Raw genomic sequence first — 18858 nt, forward strand, 5'->3', positions numbered from 1 at the left:
CCACTATCGTGTCCACCGTGAAGGAACCAACCGGTGCACAACGCTGCCTGCAACAGATCCGGCAGATGATCGTCTCGGGTGAGCTGCTGCCTGGACAGAAAGTCCACCAAAGCGAGCTTGCCGAGCGATTGAACGTCAGCAGAATCCCGGTCCGCGAGGCACTTTCGACCTTGCAGGCAGAGGGAGTCCTCGAACACAAGTCGAACACCGGGTACACCGTCGCCAGATTCAGTAGTGAAGACCTTTCCGAGCTCTACCTGATGCGGCGTCTGCTCGAAACGGAGATCCTGGCGTCCATAGACCTCGGTGGCGTCGACGTCGCCGAATTGGAACGAATCCAGGAGCGGGTGGACCAGGCCGAACCGAGCGAGGAGGGGCCAGAGTTTCAGGAAGCCAACCGTCAGTTCCACTTTCGCCTGTTCTCCTACTCGCCCCTGCAGCGCGTGCTGCAGGAAGTGGATCGGCTCTGGTACATGTCGGACTTCTACCGTGCCCTGTACATCCACGAACCGTCGTCGCGTCGGCAGGTTTCCGAGGACCACGGCAGGATTCTCCAGGCCGTCCGGGATCAGGATCCCGCCGAACTGATCCGCGCCAGCGACGAACACCGATCCGCTACCGAAGCTCTGGTCGTGAGACGGCTCGGCCGTGGACAACCTCACTGAACGCTGACGAGACAGCGAACAGCTGCGCGGTATCCGTAGAGCTCTCGGATACCGCGCAGGTGTAGTCGTGGGACGGACGAACGCTCAGGGCGCCAGACTGTCACGAAGCTCGTTCTTACGGATCTTCCCGGTCTGGGTCGACGGCAACTCGTCGAGTACGTAAACCTGACGTATCTTCTGGTACGGAGCAACCTGCGTGGCAACGTGATCCATGATCTCGGTGGCAATCTGCTCGACGTGATCGACCGACTCCGGGTTGATCACGACGAAGGCCACCGGAATCTCACCTGCCAGTTGGTCGGGGGCACCGACCACAGCCGCCTGCAGTACGTTGGGGTGCGAGCACACCAACTCTTCGAGCGGCTGCGGATAGACGTTGTACCCCTTGTAGATGATCAAGTCCTTGGAGCGCCCACCGATGAACAGGTTGCCCTCCTCGTCTCGCCAACCCATGTCCCCGGTATGAAGCCAACCGTCGATGAACTGACCGGCGCTGAGTTCTGGTTCGTCGTGATATCCGTCGGCGATCTGCGGACCTCGGGCCCAGATCTGTCCGGTCTCACCCGGTGCCAGTACAGCTTCGGTGACTTCGTCGCGGATCTGAATCTCGGTGTCGGGGAAGGGGAGGCCGACGCTACCCAACGGGGTGGGGCGTTCTTCGCACGGTGAACCCATCGTCAGACCCATTGTTGCTTCGCTGAGCCCGTAGCCTTCGGTGACGAGTGCGTTCGGAAAGACCTCTCGCAGTGTACGGATCGCCGTCGTGTCGAGTGGGGCTGCTCCGGATCCGAGAATCCGAACCGAACCCAGATCGTGCTCACGCAGGGTTCGTGCGCGTAGCAACGCGTAGTACATGGTGGGAGACCCGCCGATGTACGTCACCTGATATTTGTCGACTTCGGCGAGAAATCGATCCGGATCGAAGCGCGTCCCGAGTACCACCGTGCCACCGAGCAAGGTGGTGAAGTTGTGACTGACCAGACCGAGGCCGTGGAACAGCGGCGCGATCGAGATCGACGCGCCCTCACCCGGAACGATGGAGTAACGCGTTACTGCGCCGTCGATCGGCCGAACGAGAAGTGCCCCGTCGACGAGCTCGGTTCGATGCCCGGAGCGCCAACAGGCGGATTGGAGCACGTTGGCCACGAGATTCCGGTGCAGTACTCGTACGGCCTTGGACTTTCCGGTTGTGCCGCCGGTCAATTGCAGGTGAGCAACAAGTTCGGGATCCACCCGGTAATCGGCCAGTGGTTTCGACGAGGCGAGGTCCGTGATGGAGGAGAGACCTTCGCAATGGCCGGACTGCGCGCCGGCTCCCGGAACCAGTACCAGGATGCGAGGCGGAGCGGACAGTGCGTTGACCTCGATTGCCGTTGCAGCACAGGATGGATGAGTGAAGACGACCTTGGCGTCGACGTCGTCGAGTTGGCGCTTCAATTCGGCCACGGGCTGCGCCGGATTTATCGGAGCCACTGCTGCTCCGGCGCACAGTGCGCCGTAGTACGCGACGATGAACCAGATCGAGTTCGGCATGTGCAGTCCCACGGCGTCACCCGGCTGGACACCGCGCTCCCGCAGACCCTGCGCTACGCGCAGCGCTCGATCATGCAATTGCGAGTAGGTCAGTGACGTGTCGCCGTCGACGAGCGCGAGGCGGTCCGGGTACGAGCGGGCCGCTCCGGCCAGGATCGCATCGGCACCACAGTCGGGATATTCCAAGCTTCGGGGTAGTCCGAGTGGCCAACTCGAACTCATGTCAGGGCTCTGGATCGCTGTAGCCGTCATCTCAGATCAGCTCGAGAATCGTGGCATTGGCCATTCCGCCGCCTTCGCACATGGACTGCAATCCGTAGCGGATGCCGTTCTCTCGCATGTGATGTACCAGAGTGGTCATCAGACGTGCGCCGGAACCGCCGATCGGATGACCCAGTGCCATCGCGCCACCGTTTGGGTTCATGCGTTCGTAATCGGCGCCGGTCTCACGGAGCCACGCGAGCGACACCGAGGCAAAAGCCTCGTTGATCTCGAACGCACCGATGTCACCGATCGAGAGACCCGACTTTGCAAGAGCTTTCGCCGTAGCCGGAATCGGACCCTCGAGCATGGTGACCGGATCCGTACCGGTGACCACCGCGGTGTGAATACGCGCGATGGGTGTCCAACCTTGGGACTTCGCGAACTCGCTGGTGGTCACGAGCAGCGCGCCGGAACCGTCGGAGATCTGCGACGAATTACCGGCGGTGATCGAACCATCTTCGGAGAAAGCAGGTTTGAGCGATCCGAGCTTTTCGAGGGTGCCACCGTGGCGCACACCCTCGTCCTTCTCGAAGACAGTGCTGCGGCCGTCGGCATCGGTCACTGTCACAGCAGTGATCTGATCCTTGAAGCGACCTTCGTCGACGGCCGCGGCAGCGCGCTCGTGCGAATCCAGCGCATGCTGATCCAGTTCAGCTCGCGAGATGCCGTACTTTTCGGTAATCATCTGGGCGCCCATGCCCTGGTTGAATCGAATACCGTTGTAGCGCTCCCAGACAAGCGGCCCGTGCGGCTCACCGAAACGTGCGTCCGCACGCGCGGAGCCCATCGGGACAGCGCTCATCATCTCGACGCCGCCCGCGATTGCGACGTCGTACTGGCCGGAGATCACGCCGGCGGCCGCCTGGTGAACTGCCTGCTGAGACGACCCGCACTGGCGATCGACGGTAACTCCGGGCACATGTTCGGGCCAACCGGCCGCCAGGACCGAAGACCGGGCGATGCAACCGGACTGCATCCCGAGCGTGCCGACGCAGCCCCAGATCACGTCGTCCACGAGCGCCGGATCGAGATCTACTCGATCGGCCAAGGCCTCGAGAACATGTGCAGACAGCGAGACTGCATGCATTCGGGAAAGTGCACCGTTTCGTTTACCGACTGCGGTCCGGACGGCGTCGACGATGACTGCGTCACGCATGGGAACTCCTTCGATCGTTCGTGTGACTGGGAAGATCTGGCTCTGGTCTCTACAGACCCATGTCCTTGGCGATGATCGTCTTCATGACTTCGCTTGTACCGCCGTAGATACGGCTCACACGAGTGTCCGCGTACAGGCGTGCGATCGGGTACTCGAGCATGTAGCCGTAGCCGCCGTGCAATTGCAGGCACTTGTCGATGACACGCGCGGCGACCTCGGTACCGAACAGCTTGATGCGCGCCGCGTCGGCGGCAGTGAGTTCGCCTGAATCGTCGAGTTCGATGCCGCGATCGGCGAGCGCCTGCGCGGCCTCGACCTCGGCAGAGCACTCGGCGAGAACGAACTTGGTGTTCTGGAACGCTGCGACGGGCTTGCCGAACACCTGGCGTTCCTGGACGTAAGCCTTCGCGAACTCGATTGCAGCACGGGCAGATGCCACGCCACGACTACCGATCGAGAGGCGTTCACGCGGCAGGTTCTGCCCCAGGTACGAGAACCCCTTGTCCTGCTCGCCGAGGAGATCGGCAACCGGAACCTTGATGTCGGTGAATGAAAGCTCGCTGGTGTCACTGGCGCGTAGGCCGAGTTTCTCGAGTTTGCGACCGTATTCGAAGCCGGGTGCGTCGGTGGGAACCACCATCAGGCTCAGCCCGAAGCGACGGTCGTCCTCTGCAGGCGCGGACGTGCGTGCAACCACCACGCACAGTTCCGAATTGACCGCGCCTGTGATGAAAGTCTTCGCTCCGTTGAGGACGTAGTGCGTGCCGTCTGTGGAGAGCTTGGCGGTGGTACGGATGCCGGCCAGATCGGAACCGGTACCGGGTTCGGTCATGGCGATGCACAGCGTCTTCTCACCGGTGGCGATCGACGGGAGCCAACGCTGCTTCTGTTCCTCGTTCGCCAGACGCAAGAGGTACGGCAGGACGATTCCGGTACTGACCGTGTAGTGGCCGAAGCTCACCGCTGCGCGCGAGGTTTCCTCGTCCATGACCGCCTGGAACTTGTAGCTGATCGTGCCGGTTCCGCCGTACTCCTCGGGGATGTCGAAACCCATGACACCGAGATCGCCGAGCTTGCTGAACAACTCACGTGGCACACGGTTGTCACGCTCCCAGTCTGCGTAGAACGGCGTGACCTCCTTCGCGATGAACGTACGGATCGTTTCACGGAAATCCTCGTGCTCTTGGGTGAAGAGGTTGCGCTTCATCTCGTCCTGCTTTCTCGTGGAGGGTTAGTTGACCGCGACGACTGCGGAACCGCGCAAAGTCACGGTGCCGTCGGGCAGCGTCATGGTGAGATCGAGGTGACCGAGGCCGTCTTCGACCTTGACGACCGTGCCGGTGCACTGCGGCGTCGAGTTCACCGGAGTGATCGCGGAGAACCGGACGGAGAAGGAACGGATGCGCTCCTGCTCGTAGTGATCGGTGAGAAGTCGTCCGAGGTATGCCATGGACAACATGCCGTGGGCGAAGACGTCGGGAATGCCAACTGCCGCACAGGCATCCATGTCGATGTGGACAGGGTTGTGGTCGCCCGAAGCCCCGGCGTACAGAGCCAGTGTGGTGCGAGTGATCTTCGGGACCGTCAGGTCCAGGGTGTCTCCGGTATTCATCTCAGCTCACCTTTTCGTAGAGCGTGACGACTCCGGCACCGCCGAGGCCGAGGTTGTGCTGCAGAGCGAGGGTTGCACCGTCCACCTGACGTGGACCGGCGTCGCCACGAAGCTGCCAAACCAACTCCGTGCATTGGGCGAGGCCGGTGGCACCGAGTGGGTGACCCTTGGACAGAAGGCCGCCGGACGGGTTGACCACCACTCGTCCGCCGTAGGTGTTGTCGCCGCTCAGGATGAACTGCTCGGCGCCGCCCTCTTCGACGAGCCCGAGGGCCTCGTAGCAGAGCACCTCGTTCACCGTGAAGCAGTCGTGAAGCTCGACGACCCTGATATCGCGGGGGTCGACGCCCGAGGCCTCGTAGACGTTGCGAGCGGCCGAGGCGGTGACGTCGTAGCCGACTGCCTTGATCATGCTTCCTTCGTCGAAGGTGCTGGGCAGATCGGACGTCATCGACTGCGCCTTGATCGCGACGTCTGTGCGAAGTCCGTTGGCGCGGGCGAAATCTTCGGTGCAGATGATCGCTGCCGCGGCGCCACAGGTTGGTGGGCACGCCTGGTATCGGGTGACCGGGCCGAAGAGTGTCGGCGCAGCCATCACTTCTTCTTCGGTCAGTTGTGTGCGGAACACCGCGTACGGGTTGTCGGCCGAGTGCTTGCGTGCCTTGACCTGAACCTTGGCGAACGTTTCGGCCTTCATGCCGAACTTCTCCATGTATTCGATACCCGCCACACCGAAGTACTGCGCAGCCCGCGGAACTGATGTGTCGATCCCGGCGGCAGCCTCGAGTACCTCGTCGAAGCGACCGAGCGGACGCGGACGATCAGTCCAGGCGCCTTTGAGGGCTCCGGGCTGCATCTGCTCGAAGCCAAGCGCCAGAGCACATTCCACTGCGCCACTCTCGACTGCCTGACGGGCCAGCCAGAGTGCAGTCGAACCGGTGGCGCAGTTGTTGTTGACATTGATCACCGGGATGCCGGTCTCGCCGAGGTTGTACAACGCTCGCTGGCCACTCGTGGAATCGCCGTACACATATCCGACATAGGCCTGCTGAACCTTCGAGTACTCGAGGCCCGCGTCCTTCAACGCCGCGGTGGCCGCTCTTGCGCCCATGACGTCGTAGTCGTCACTCTTACCTGGTTTGGTGAACGGGATCATGCCGACCCCGGCTACAAATGCTCTGCGGCTCATAGTTTCTCCGAATGATCGAGGGGTCGGTGTCAGACTCGTCCGCCGTCGACAACCAGGCACTGGCTGTTGACGTAGTCGGATTCCGGTGTGCAGAGCAGGTATACGGCGCCCGCGGCTTCCACCGGGGTTGCTCCACGGCCGAAGGGGATAGTGGTTGCCATGGCTGCCATGCGGTCGGGATTGACTCCGACACGGATGTCGCGGCCGTCGATCGTGATCTTGGTGTCGGAATCGGCAGTCACCTCGGTCATTCGGGTGACAACGAAGCCGAAGGCGACAGCGTTGACGTTGACCTTGTAACGGCCCCACTCCTTGGCCAGGGTTTTGGTGAGACCGACGACGGCGGCTTTTGCGCTGCCGTAATTGGATTGTCCTGCATTGCCGAAGACACCCGAGGTGGACGAGATGTTGACGACCTTGCGGTGGTAGTCGGTGGGATTGGCTTTGACGAACGGCTGAGCGGCGCGAAGGATTCGGAACGGTGCCTTCAGATTGACGTCGAGGATGGTGTCCCACTGCTCGTCGGTCATCTTCTGGATCACACTGTCCCAGGTGTATCCCGCGTTGTTGACGATGATGTCGAGTCCACCGAACGATTCGACGGCAGTGTCCACGAAGCGTTCGGCAAATCCGTCCTCGGCAACGGAGCCGATGCACGAGACGGCCTGTCCGCCTGCGGCCTTGATGTCATGTTCAGTCTGAGAGGCTGGCTCGGGATCGAGGTCGTTGACCACTACCGAGGCGCCTTCGGAGGCGAGCTTGAGAGCGATTTCGCGGCCGATACCGCGGCCCGAGCCCGAGACGATGGCAACCTTGCCGTCGAGTGTTCCCATGATGCGATCCTTTTCGGTTTCAGCGTGTGGCGGTGACTACGCCGATTTCGGCGAGCACTTCGTCGGTGTGTTGACCGATGACGGGTGCGGGACGCGGGTCATCGGGCGGTGTATCGGAGTAACGCGGAGCTGGATTCGGTTGGATGTGCCCGTCGCCGAACGTGCCGAACGTGGCGCGGAAGGCGTTGTGCGGGTGTGCCGCTGCTTCGTCGAAATTCAACACCGGGGAGACGCAGGCGCCCTGCATGTCGAATGCAGAGTCCCATTCGTCGCGGGTACGGGTCGCGAACAATTCGGCAAGTCGGTCAGCCATCGCCGGCCACACATCTCTGTTGTGCTGCTGTGCGAACAGTGGATCCTCGGTCAGGCCGAGCACTCTCATGGTTGCGGCGTAGAACTGTGGCTCAACGCAACCCACAGCCATGAATCCGCCGTCGGCGCAACGATAGTTCCGGTAGAAGGGAGCGCCCCCGTCGAACATGTTGGATGCCCGCTCGTCCACCCAGCGATCACGCGCGAGTAGTCCGTGGATCAAGGCCAACTGGACGGCGGTGCCGTCGGTCATCGCCGCGTCGACCACTTGTCCGCGGCCGTCGATTCGTGCTCGCAGCATGGCGGTCGTGATGCCGAGTGCGAGCAGCATTCCACCACCGCCCATGTCTCCGACCAGATTGAGCGGAACCGGAGGGACATCCCCGGGGGCTCCCATGGCTCCGAGTGCGCCGGTAAGGGCGATGTAGTTGAGATCGTGGCCGGGTTCTGACGCCAGCGGCCCATCCTGGCCCCACCCGGTCATGCGGCCGTACACGAGCTTCGGGTTCCTGGCCAGGCAGGTGTCCGGGCCGAGCCCCAGACGCTCGGTGACTCCCGGCCGGAAGCCCTCGATGACCGCGTCGGCGGTGTCGATGATCTTCAAGACGGTGTCGACGTCGTGCGGATCCTTGAGATCGAGGGCTACCGAACGCCGGTTGCGATGCAGCACAGGATGTCCAGACTGGTTTCCGGCCTCGGTGCTACGGTCGATCCGGATCACGTCGGCGCCTTGATCGGCAAGTAGCATTCCGCAGAACGGGCCGGGACCGATACCGCCGAGTTCGACGATGCGAAGGCCCGCGAGCGGACCGCTTGGACTGGCGTCAGTCGTCATGGAAATAGGCATCTTTCGCTGGTAGGGAGACTAGCGCGAGCCGGCATCGACGGTCAGGCACTGTCCGCTGACGTAGTCGGTGTCCTGCGTGCAGAGCACGTACACAGCGCCGGCAGCTTCTGTGGGAGTACCTGGGCGTCCGAGAGGGTTGGACGTCTTGACTCGTTCCATGACAGCGGCGCTGACACCGGCCTTGATCTTGCGGCCACCGATCTCGACAAACGAATCGTCGCCGGCAACCGCTTCGGTCATGCGAGTCAGGATGAACCCGTAGGCAACCGCGTTGACGTTGACCTTGTAGCGACCCCACTCTTTGGCGAGAGTCTTTGTCAGTCCGACGATTCCGGCCTTTGCAGCTGCGTAGTTGGACTGTCCGGGGTTTCCGTAGAGACCGGCCACCGAGGAGATGTTGACGACCTTGCGGTGGTAGTCGGTGGGGTTGGCCTTGATGTACGGCTGGGCGGCTCGAAGGATGCGGAAAGGCGCCTTCAAATGGACGTCGAGAATGGTGTCCCACTGCTCGTCGGTCATCTTCTGGATGACGGTGTCCCAGGTGTATCCGGCGTTGTTGACGATGATGTCGAGTCCGTCGAACGCATCGATCGCGGTGCCGACAAATCGTTCGGCGAAATCGTCGTCCGTCACGGATCCGACGCAAGCGATTGCGTGTCCGCCGGCGGCCTTGATGTCTTCGACCGTTTCGTGGGCTGGTTCGGGATCGAGGTCGTTGACCACTACGGATGCGCCTTCGGAAGCAAGGCGGAGTGCGATGTCGCGGCCGATTCCGCGGCCGGAACCGGAGACGATGGCGACCTTGCCGTCGAGAGTGCCCATGTTCAATGTCCTTGCAGTCTAGGTTGAATGAGTGTTTTCAAGCTCGGGGATCACGGATGACCGTGGTGGAGCGAAGGGTTGCTATCGCTTCTCCCTCACGTGTCACCTCGGTGGTGCGAACCAGGAACTGCAGTGCACCACCCTTTTTCGCGTAGCAATCCGTGACCGCAGTGGAGAAATGGAGGGTGTCGCCTGCATAAGCGGTTTGGAGATAGGTGAACTCCTGCTCGCCGTGCAGGATCGTCCGTATGTCGATTCCGAGATCTGCGTAGAACGTGGACGGATTCGGCCGCTCCATGTCGAGGCAGAACAAGAACGTCGGCGGGACGGGAATGTCGCGGTGTCCGGCCTGCTCGGCGGCGTTCCGGTCGGTGTAGATCGGGTCGTCCTGACCGGTGGCGCGCGCGAAGAAGGCGAGCCGTCCGCGCTCGACCTCCACCGAGTGTTCGGGAATTCGGGTGCCGATGACTCCGGCGTCGAGGCTGGTCATGACAAACTCCTCGGAATCTGGGCGAAAGTGTCCGCCAGCTGATGAATGAGTTTCGAATCGCGGTTAGCGCATATTCACTTTGACCGAGATAGGTGCAGTTGTCAAGGAATTTGAAAACTCCCTGCAAGTGATGGTCGGTTCCGCGCCTGGCTCGGAGATTGGCTACTCCGGCGCTGCGGCCGATGCACGCAGATCGCGTTTGAGTACCTTGCCGGCACCGTTGACCGGCAACGCGTCGACGAACTGGAAGGTGCGAGGAACTTTGTACCCGGCGATGAGGGTCTTCACATGCGCGCGCAGTGCGTCGGCGTCGACGGTCGATTCCGCTCGAAGAACTACTACGGCATGCACGCGTTCGCCCCACCGGGAATCGGGTAGTCCGATGACAGAGCACGCTGCCACGGATTCGTGTCGAGCCAAGGCGTTTTCGACCTCGGTGGAGTAGACGTTCTCGCCGCCGGTGACGATCATGTCCTTGATGCGATCGACGATGAACAGGTAACCACGCTCGTCGAGGTATCCCGCATCGCCCGTGTGCATCCATCCGTCGCGTAGTACCTCGGCGGTCTCGGTCGGTTTGTTCCAGTATCCGAGCATGATGTGACTGCCGAACGTGACGATTTCGCCGATCTCTCCCGGAGGCAGTTCCGTTCCGGCCGGATCGACGATCCGGACTTCGCAGTGCGGGAGAATGCGACCGGCGCTTCGGAGCAACTCGCCGCCTTCCAGGTGGTCGGCGGGGCTGAGAACACTGATGTGGGCGGTTTCCGTCATCCCGTAGCCCTGCGCGAAGGCGCTGTTGGGGAACATGTGCATGACTTGACCCAGGAGCGTCGGAGAAATGGGGGATGCACCGTATCTCAGGACCCGAACACTGGTCAGATCGTAGGAAGTCTTGTCCTCGTGCGAGATCAACATCTGAAGCATCGTCGGGACCAGGCCGACAGTCGTCGGCCGATGGCGGTCGACTGCTTCGAGAAATACGCCCGGACTGAATCTCGACAGGAAGACCTGAGTCCCGCCCATCAACGACTGCGCCAACCATCCGACTATCCCCGCGATGTGGAACAGAGGGTTGACCGCGAGGTTCACTCCGCCGCTGACGGCGACATTTCCCGCGGCGAGCGTGCCCAAAGCCGAAGTGATCAGAGATTGATGGCTGACCATCACACCCTTCGGCACGCCCGTCGTGCCACCGGTGTAGAGAAGAAGCGCCAAGGTCTCGCCACCGACGCGTAGATCGGCAACGGGAGTCGATTCCGAGATCACCAATTCGTAGTCGAGCATTCCTTCGGGAACCTGTCCTTCGCCGCAGTAGATCACGGTTGCCAGACTTGGGCACGATTCGCGAAGTGCGATCGCGATGGAAGCGAAGTTGTCGTCTACCAGTAGGAAGGTCGAGCCGGAATCCTCGAGCGCGTACGTGATTTCCGCTGGGCTCCAACGAGTATTGACGGGACTGGCCACTGCTCCCGACCACCAACAGGCGATCAGCGCCTCGTGGTACCAGTCCGAATTCAATGCCAGAATCGCGACGCGATCGCCGGGTTGCACACCCATCGCCTGCATTCCACCCGCCAGCTTCGTGATTCGCTCGACCGATTCCCGGCAGCTTCGGACCCGATCGCCGAACACCGTCATCGGGGTTTCCGGGGCCTGCCGCAATGATCGGTGAACGAATTGAGTCAGTTGCATGTGCTTCCTCCAAGGGTCCGGGCGCGTGGCCTGATTCAGATCAGTTCCAGGATCATGGCATTGGCCTGACCGCCAGCCTCGCACATCGCCTGCAATCCGTACCGAATACCGTTGTCGCGCATGTGGTGTACGAGAGTCGTCGTCAAGCGTGCGCCGGAACCGCCGAGGGGATGGCCAAGTGCCATCGCTCCGCCGAGGGGATTGAGCTTGGTGTAGTCGGCTCCGGTCGATTGCAGCCAAGCCAGAGTGACCGATGCGAATGCCTCATTGATCTCGAATGCCCCGATGTCGGACAGTGACAGTCCCGAACGCTCGAGCGCCTTGGCGGTGGCCGGAATGGGGCCGGTAGCCATGGTAATCGGGTCGACGCCTGCCAACGCCACGGTGTGGACTCGGGCGATCGGCTTCCACCCTCTGCGTGCCGCCAACGCGCTACTGGTGACCAGCAGCGCAGCGGCGCCGTCGGAGATCTGTGACGAGTTTGCAGCGGTGATACGTCCGTCGTCCTTGAACGGGGTGGGGAGCGCGCCCAATCGCTCGAGAGTCGACCCGCGCCGGACGCCCTCGTCGGTGTCGACGACGGACACGGTGCCGTCCTCGGACGTCGTCTTGACCGGGCTGATCTGATTCTCGAAGGCGCCCGAGTCGATGGCCGCGGCGGCTCGCTCGTGAGAGTCGAGTGCATGCTGATCCAGTTGGGTTCGGGTCAGCCCGAAGTTCTCGGCGATCATTTCTGCGCCCACACCCTGGTTGAACTCCACTCCGTTGTATCGCCGGCGGACCAGCGGGCCGAACGGCTTGCCGAATTGGGTGGCGCTGCGTGCGGAGCCGATGGGGACGCGGCTCATGCTTTCGACGCCACCGGCGACGGCGATGTCGTAGTGGCCACTGATGATTCCGGCCGCGGCGAAATGCAAGGACTGCTGCGAGGATCCGCATGCTCGGTCCACGGTCACACCGGTGACCGATTCTGGCCAGCCCGCGGCGAGCACGGCGTATCGGCCGACGCCGCCGGCTTGCTCACCGACCTGGCTGACGCAGCCCCACAAGACGTCGTCGACTGTGCTCGGGTCGAGATCGTTGCGTTCGCTCAGGGCGCGAAGGACATGCGCGGACAGGTCGACCGGGTGGACCCCGGACAGCCCTCCGTTCCGCTTTCCGATCGGTGTGCGAACTGCGTCGACGATGACAGCGTCATTCATGGCGTGCTCCTTCGTTACTGACTTTGAGGTCGGCGTCTTCGTGTGCGATGGGAGGAAGTGAATATGCGCTAACTATTGAATCGATAGTGGCCAGATTCGATACTTGGTGTTCCCTCAAGTTATGACAAATTCACATTATCTGCCGAATTGCTTGCTGGGAAGCTGTTTTAGTGGTTGAATTCTGCTCAGTTCACGATGTGATGCCCATCACCGTCTCGGTCATGTCGGGCGTCGATGGCGAAGCCGTGGCGAATCTTCCCTTACCAGTTCAAGGAGATTTAGTGGTACTCGAACAGCAGGTGAACCGGCCTCGGGCCAAGTTCGGAGAAGCAGGCGAATCCAGGACAGTGGCCTGGGGGATGACCAGCGTGCTGGTCGCCATGTACGTCATCAACTTTGCCGACAAAGCAGTTCTCGGCATCATCGCTCAGCCCTTGGCCAAGGAGTTGGGACTCTCCGCTTCCGACATCGGTCTGACCGGTAGTGCCTTTTTTCTGATGCTCTCGCTCGGTGGCTTGTTCTCGGGCGCCCTCGACAAGTGGCTCGGACTGCGCTGGGCGCTCGTGCTGCTGGTCGTCCTGTGGTCCGTGGCGATGTTGCCGCTCATTCTCTCGGCCAGTTTCGTGACCCTGCTGGTGAGTCGGATGATTCTCGGCTTCGCCGAAGGGCCGAACTCGCCCCTGCTGTTCTCCGCCGCGTACTCCTGGCATGCGCCGGCGCGGCGCGGACTGCCGGGAGCCGTCCTGACCTGCTCGGCGTCGATCGCGAAGATTGCGATCGCGCCCATCCTCGCGTACGTCGCCGTCACCTGGGGCTGGCGCTCTGCACTGGTCGCATTGGCGATCGCGGGTCTGTTGTGGGCTGTGCTGTGGCTGGCAGTGTGGAAGGAAGGCCCGTACGGCCGCAGTGGCGGCTCGGGTAAGGCCGATGATGCCGACTCGGGCCCTGGAGACTCGGATCCGGCATCGTCGCCCGCGACTGACTCTGAGCCGGCTGTGCCCTGGCTGCACATCTTCCGTACCCGCACCTTCATCGGCGGAGTTCTGCTCATTGCAGCTGCCTATGCACTGGCAGCGGTGGTCCTCACCTGGTTGCCGTCGTACTTCGAACTGGGCCTTGGCTATTCGCGACTACAGGCCGGTTCGATGTTCTCCATCCCCAGTCTCATCGGCCTTGCGATCATGTTGAGTAGTACTTGGTTCAGTGACAGGCTCATCACCAAAGGCGTCAGCATGCGGGCTGCTCGGGTGGTCTTTCCTGCGGTCGGCATGCTGATCGGCGGCACGATGTTGGTCTTCCTGCCCTTCGTCAGCACGCCTGTCATGGCCGTGTTCATGGTGTCCTTGGGCTACGCGATATGTACTCCGGTGCTCCCGCTTCTCAATGCCTGTGTCAGCGAATTGTGCCCACCTAGGCAAATTTCCGGGGTGCTCGGGGTATTCCTGTCGCTCATGGCGTTCGGTGGTTTCATCGCGCCGTACATGATGGGACGCATCGTCGACGCGGCCGGCGACGGTGGCGACGGCTACGCGACCGCCTTTCAGATCCTCGGTGGGGTTGCGCTCATCGTGGCCGTTGTCGGCATCGTCATCATCGACCCTGCCCGTGACAAGAACTTGGTGCGCCCCAACGCTCCCGTTGTTGCTGCCCGATAGGCCGATCGCGATGACTTTCGTACTCGATCATCATGTTTGGCCTGACTTCGAGAGTCTACTCACTTTGGAACAGCTGAGCAGCAACGAGTTTCGAGGCTACTGCCATGCCGGGCATCCGATGAGGGCGTTCGGCGGGCAGGTGGCGGCTCAGGCTCTGACCGCCGCGGGCAGTACCGTTCCAGCAGAAAATCTTGCGCACTCGCTGCACGGTTATTTCCTCAGTGCGGGCGATCCCACGAAACCGATCGTCTACGAGGTGGAACGACTCCGAGACGGGCGGTCATATCGCTCCCGCCGAGTCACTGCGAGACAAGACGGCGAACCGATATTCACGTTGTCGGCCTCCTTCAAACTGCCCGAAGGCGGCGCGGACCGGCAGTTGGAGATGCCCGAAGTGCCGCCACCCGAGGAACTTCCGGATCCGTACGAGCACTGGGCGAAAGAGCGGCCTGAGGAGTACCAGGCCGCGACAACAGTCCGAGTGATGTCCCTGCGCTTTGTTCCGCAGGATCGGGTATCGGACCACCCTGCAGTACCGGGACTTTCAGAGCAGACGGTGTGGCTCAAACCCGCTCAGGCCTTGCCCGACAATCCGTTGCTTCACGTCTGTGCCCTCACATACGGCTCCGACATGACATTGGCGTCGACAGCGTCACTGGACATCCAACCGCATCGCTCGATGCTCAAGGGTCAATCCAGGGCGATCGTGACTTCCCTCGATCACGCTGTGTGGTTCCATCGACCCTTCCGTGCTGACGACTGGATGCTCTTCTCGCAGAGCAGCCCATCGTCCTGCGACGGTCGGGGTCTGTCGAGTGGGCACTTCTGGAGTAGGCAAGGAGATTTGGTAGCCACCGTCGTCCAAGAGTCGCTGGTCCGCCGGATCGACTAGAAAATTCATTCCATCCATACCGAACAGCTGGAGGTTCTACTCATGACGCTCGCCTGGCCGACCGATATGCCTCGATGCCTCGACTATCCGACGACGGGAATCGACGTAGTTCTGGCAGGAGCTGCTCGCGCCTACCCTGAACGAATTGCGCTGCAAGACGGCGATCTTGCACTCACCTTCGCCGAGTTGCACGACCATGCACGACGAGCGGCCGGGGGATTGCGTGCACTGGGGGTACAACCGGGAGACGTCGTGGCGCTCCATATGCAGAACAACCTGTGGTACGTCGTGGCGTACTACGGGGCACTGTGCGCGGGTGCTGCTGTGGCGCCGGTCAATCCGACTCTCCCGCCCGCCGGTCTCCACGATCAGTTGGACGATGTGAAGGCGAGGGTGGTCATCTCGCATCCCGAATCCGTCGGCATCGTTCTGGCGGCGGATGCACAGTGTGTCGATGAAGTGGTGTGTGTATCCACGACACCCTCAGCGCCGGCGACTGAAACGGCTCTGCCGGAGCGAGTCCGTGCATTCGACGATTTACTGCAAGCGCAACCGTTGGCGTCGTACCGCGTGGATCCGGAACTCGTCGCTCATCTGCAGCTGACCGGTGGTACGACCGGACGCTCCAAAGCTGTTCGCGTACTACATCGTAACCTCGTTTCGAATGTGATCCAGATGGCGTCCTGGCGATCCGGGCTTCTCACCGAACTCGACGAACTCGGGGGGCTTCGAATGCAGTCGGCCGCGGATCGCGGTCCGCATGCGCTGGTCCCGGGCGAAGGCGTCAACATCGCAGTGGCGCCACTCTTTCACGGTCTGGGCTTGGTCGGACAGAACGTCAGCACACTGCTCGGTTCGACCGTTGTCTTCACCGGGCGCTTCGATCCGGACCGGATGTTGGCAGACATCGAGCGCCTCGGCGTCACGCACATCACCGGCTCGCCCGCGATGTACTACGCGTTGTTGGCGAGCAGCAAGATCGGAGCGCACGATTTGTCCTCCGTGCGTGCGATCAATTCCGGTGCAGCCCCGTTCGACACGACTTCGCTGCGGAGCCTGCAATCGTTTTTCGGCAACGCCTGGGTCACAGAGGGATACGGCTTGAGCGAAGCGACGATGGGCCTGACCGGTGCGCCTTTGAACAGTCTTGTCGCGACGCCGCCGGACAGCGTCGGCGTCGCGATCTTCGACACCGAACTCGAGATCCGAGACGAGAATTCGGCAGTCCTCGAGCCCGGCGAGGTCGGTGAGGTCTGGGCTCGCGGGCCGCAGATCGCCGACGGGTACCAGAATCAGCCGGAACTGACTGCGGTTCAGTTCCGCGGCGGTTGGCTCGCGACCGGCGACATGGGGCGACTGGACGAAGCGGGGCACCTTTTCCTGGTAGGGAGGTCGAAGGACATGATCATCTACAAGGGCTACAACGTCTATCCGCAGCCGCTCGAAGAGATTCTGTGTTCGCACCCTGCTGTTGCGCAGGCGGCCGTCGTCGGCGAGAAGGCGCCAATGGTCGGTGAGCGTGTGACGGCCTTCGTTCAGTTGAACCACGACTTTGCGTCCAAGTCTGTGTCGGACCCGCAATTGCTCGAACGGGAGTTGACGGACTACGTGGCCGCAAAGGTGGCTCCGTATCAGAAGGTGCGTTCGATCAGGTTCGTCGAGCGGCTACCCGTCACCGCAACGGGAAAGATACAGAAGAACGAACTGCGCAACAGTCTCGCCGCAGACGCGGTCTAGGACGATCGTCCAGTTAACTCTGGCGATTCCGTCCTGCCGCGGTGAACTTTCTGCGAGAGTGTCGAACATGCGTGGAATCCTGGCAGTCGGTCTGAGTGCGTTCGCGGTGATTGTCTCGGCGCCTTCTGCCGGCGCCGAGACGACCGCTGACCAAGCTCGCTCGTTCTCCGAGACGACGTCCGTCGGGGTCCACAATTCCTACGAGACGGCGACGTTTCCCTACTTCGCCGATGCGCTCGACTCGGGGGCGTCGTTGCTCGAGCTCGACCTGTGGACCAACGGCGGCGGTCCGGACTGGCGTGTGTCGCACATGAATCCGGTGGCAAACGAGAGTAACTGCGTCGGAGCATCGAACGCCTCCGAGTTGCGAAGTGGCCCGCGAGATCAGGGACTCCGCGGATGTTTGGCAGATATGCGGGCGTGGCACGAAGCCAATCCCGAGCATCCGCCGGTGATGATCAAGTTGGAACTCAAGGACGGGTTCACCACCGGGTACGGACGTGGGCCCGCGGATCTCGACGCCCTGATACTCGGGACACTCGGAGACGCGGTTTTCACGCCGGCAGATCTGATGGGTGAGTCTTACCCGACCCCGGATGCCGCCGTCACCGAGCGTGGATGGCCGAGCACCTCCGAAATGGCCGGGAAATTTCTGTTCGAGCTGATACCGGGAACGATCGAGGAGGGGAACCCTCTCGATACGGAATGGACGGACCGGCAGTATGCGACGCACCTGCGGGATCTGTCCTCCGCCGGGCTCGTCGAACTCGGCGCGGCCTTTCCCGCTGTTCACCGGGCGTCACCGGGAGACCCACGTCTCGCCCGCTACACCGACCCGGGGATCCGTCCGTGGTTCGTGATTTTCGACGGTGACGCCCTCGACTACACCTCGGGAGTTGTGGATCCGAGTTGGTACCGCGAACGGGGTTACCTCCTCGTCATGACCGACGCGCACAAGGTCGCTCCGCAGATCGACGGTACCCACGCCTCGGAAGCCGAGGCGGGCGAGCGACTCGACCTGTTGGCCGGGCAGCACGCAAGTTACATCACCGCGGACTGGTCGAGGTTGCCGAACGTACTGTCCACCGTGGTGCCGCGTCGGTGATGTCCGCTGACAAGATCTGACGGGCGGCAATTCTCAGGAACAGGGTGCAGGATGGGTTCATGCGCACAGTCACGTGGAATCCCGAAGTCTACGGCCGCTATTCGGGGGAGCGGTCACGCCCGTTCGTCGACCTGGTGTCCCGGGTGGCCACCGAAGACCCGACTCGCGTAGCCGACCTGGGCTGCGGATCAGGCACCCTGACCGCGATGCTGGGGGAAAGGTGGCCGGACGCGTCGGTATCCGGTTTCGACTCGTCTCCCGAAATGGTGGCGCAGGCCCCGGCAGACCTACCGGGAAACGTCACCGTCGAGTTGGGGGACATCATGTCGTTCGACGCCACAGGTTACGACGTCGTCGTCAGTAACGCTGCACTGCAGTGGGTTCCGAGCCATCGCGAGCTGATCGATCAGTGGGCGGACACTCTGGGGTCCGGGTCGTGGCTGGCGTGGCAGGTTCCGGGGAACTTCGATGCTCCGTCCCACTCGCTCATGCGGAACCTCGCGGAGTCCGCGGAGTGGAGTGAGCGACTGGGCGGCGTCTTGCGCGGTCCGGAAGGCGTTGACAGTCCAGTTGCGTACGCGCAGCGTCTCCAGGAACACGGATTCGACGTCGACGCTTGGGAAACAACGTACGTACACGTACTGGCAGGTGCCGACCCGGTGCTCGGATGGGTACGGGGGACGGGCTTGAGGCCGGTGCTCGACGTTCTCGGCGAAGCTGACGCGCCGGAGTTCGAGCGCCAGTATTCCGATCTGCTGCGTGAGGCGTATCCCGCAACAGCCGCCGGAACGCTGTTTCCGTTCCGGCGGGTGTTCTGCGTGGGACGCAAGCGGTAGATAGTCGGCCGGC

The 18858-nt window shown here is 62.3% G+C and carries 17 protein-coding genes; 6 read left to right on the top strand and 11 right to left on the bottom strand.

The features are described 5' to 3' along the window. Window positions 1–17: 17 nt before the first annotated feature. On the top strand, window positions 18–665 hold the full coding sequence (locus ACFWEM_RS05490; protein ID WP_378531811.1) for a GntR family transcriptional regulator: 648 nt from the start codon (window positions 18–20) through the stop codon (window positions 663–665). A gap of 84 nt (window positions 666–749) precedes the next feature. Here the strand turns inward: ACFWEM_RS05490 and ACFWEM_RS05495 are convergent, their stop codons facing one another. The 11 genes from ACFWEM_RS05495 to ACFWEM_RS05545 all read right to left on the bottom strand — a co-directional run bounded on the left by ACFWEM_RS05495 (window position 750) and on the right by ACFWEM_RS05545 (window position 12620). Further along, window positions 750–2450: a class I adenylate-forming enzyme family protein gene (locus ACFWEM_RS05495; protein ID WP_378531813.1), complete on the bottom strand. Its 1701-nt coding sequence runs from the start codon at window positions 2448–2450 to the stop codon at window positions 750–752. Window position 2451: 1 nt separating this feature from the next. Continuing rightward, the gene (locus ACFWEM_RS05500; RefSeq protein ID WP_378531815.1) at window positions 2452–3618 is read right to left on the bottom strand and encodes a thiolase family protein; all 1167 of its coding nucleotides are present in this window, start codon (window positions 3616–3618) and stop codon (window positions 2452–2454) included. 49 nt (window positions 3619–3667) lie between these two features. Beyond that, on the bottom strand, window positions 3668–4825 hold the full coding sequence (locus ACFWEM_RS05505) for an acyl-CoA dehydrogenase family protein (protein ID WP_378531817.1): 1158 nt from the start codon (window positions 4823–4825) through the stop codon (window positions 3668–3670). 24 nt (window positions 4826–4849) lie between these two features. Continuing rightward, a complete protein-coding gene (locus ACFWEM_RS05510; RefSeq protein ID WP_378531819.1) occupies window positions 4850–5230 on the bottom strand; it encodes a MaoC/PaaZ C-terminal domain-containing protein in 381 nt (126 codons plus the stop codon). 1 nt (window position 5231) lies between these two features. Beyond that, a complete protein-coding gene (locus tag ACFWEM_RS05515; protein WP_378531821.1) occupies window positions 5232–6419 on the bottom strand; it encodes a lipid-transfer protein in 1188 nt (395 codons plus the stop codon). 29 nt (window positions 6420–6448) lie between these two features. Further along, window positions 6449–7252 carry an SDR family NAD(P)-dependent oxidoreductase gene (locus ACFWEM_RS05520; protein ID WP_378531823.1) on the bottom strand — a complete coding sequence of 268 codons (804 nt, stop codon included), beginning with the start codon at window positions 7250–7252 and terminating at the stop codon, window positions 6449–6451. Between the two features lie 19 nt (window positions 7253–7271). Further along, the gene (locus ACFWEM_RS05525) at window positions 7272–8399 is read right to left on the bottom strand and encodes a CaiB/BaiF CoA transferase family protein (protein ID WP_378531825.1); all 1128 of its coding nucleotides are present in this window, start codon (window positions 8397–8399) and stop codon (window positions 7272–7274) included. Window positions 8400–8429: 30 nt separating this feature from the next. Then, window positions 8430–9233, bottom strand: a complete 804-nt coding sequence (locus tag ACFWEM_RS05530; RefSeq protein WP_003939967.1) for an SDR family NAD(P)-dependent oxidoreductase — start codon at window positions 9231–9233, stop codon at window positions 8430–8432. A gap of 37 nt (window positions 9234–9270) precedes the next feature. Continuing rightward, window positions 9271–9723 (bottom strand): MaoC family dehydratase N-terminal domain-containing protein, encoded by a 453-nt coding sequence (locus ACFWEM_RS05535; RefSeq protein ID WP_003940513.1) that lies wholly within the window; start codon window positions 9721–9723, stop codon window positions 9271–9273. Window positions 9724–9885: 162 nt separating this feature from the next. Continuing rightward, window positions 9886–11418 (bottom strand): long-chain fatty acid--CoA ligase, encoded by a 1533-nt coding sequence (locus ACFWEM_RS05540; protein WP_378531827.1) that lies wholly within the window; start codon window positions 11416–11418, stop codon window positions 9886–9888. A 35-nt stretch (window positions 11419–11453) separates the two neighbouring features. After that, window positions 11454–12620, bottom strand: a complete 1167-nt coding sequence (locus tag ACFWEM_RS05545; protein WP_378531829.1) for a thiolase family protein — start codon at window positions 12618–12620, stop codon at window positions 11454–11456. Window positions 12621–12841: 221 nt separating this feature from the next. On the opposite strand from ACFWEM_RS05545, the gene ACFWEM_RS05550 reads away from it, so the two are divergent. The 5 genes from ACFWEM_RS05550 (at window position 12842) to ACFWEM_RS05570 (ending at window position 18845) form a co-directional block, all read left to right on the top strand. Then, window positions 12842–14275: an MFS transporter gene (locus ACFWEM_RS05550; protein ID WP_378531831.1), complete on the top strand. Its 1434-nt coding sequence runs from the start codon at window positions 12842–12844 to the stop codon at window positions 14273–14275. 10 nt (window positions 14276–14285) lie between these two features. Then, the gene (locus tag ACFWEM_RS05555; protein ID WP_378531833.1) at window positions 14286–15167 is read left to right on the top strand and encodes an acyl-CoA thioesterase; all 882 of its coding nucleotides are present in this window, start codon (window positions 14286–14288) and stop codon (window positions 15165–15167) included. A 42-nt stretch (window positions 15168–15209) separates the two neighbouring features. Beyond that, entirely contained in the window at window positions 15210–16904 is a 1695-nt protein-coding gene (locus ACFWEM_RS05560; protein WP_378531835.1) for a class I adenylate-forming enzyme family protein, read from the top strand. A gap of 67 nt (window positions 16905–16971) precedes the next feature. Next, a complete protein-coding gene (locus ACFWEM_RS05565) occupies window positions 16972–18009 on the top strand; it encodes a phosphatidylinositol-specific phospholipase C domain-containing protein (RefSeq protein ID WP_378531837.1) in 1038 nt (345 codons plus the stop codon). 59 nt (window positions 18010–18068) lie between these two features. Continuing rightward, window positions 18069–18845 (top strand): trans-aconitate 2-methyltransferase, encoded by a 777-nt coding sequence (locus ACFWEM_RS05570; RefSeq protein ID WP_378531839.1) that lies wholly within the window; start codon window positions 18069–18071, stop codon window positions 18843–18845. Window positions 18846–18858 lie beyond the last annotated feature (13 nt).

The organism is Rhodococcus sp. NPDC060176, from assembly GCF_042728675.1.
Classification (GTDB): Bacteria; Actinomycetota; Actinomycetes; order Mycobacteriales; family Mycobacteriaceae; genus Rhodococcus_F.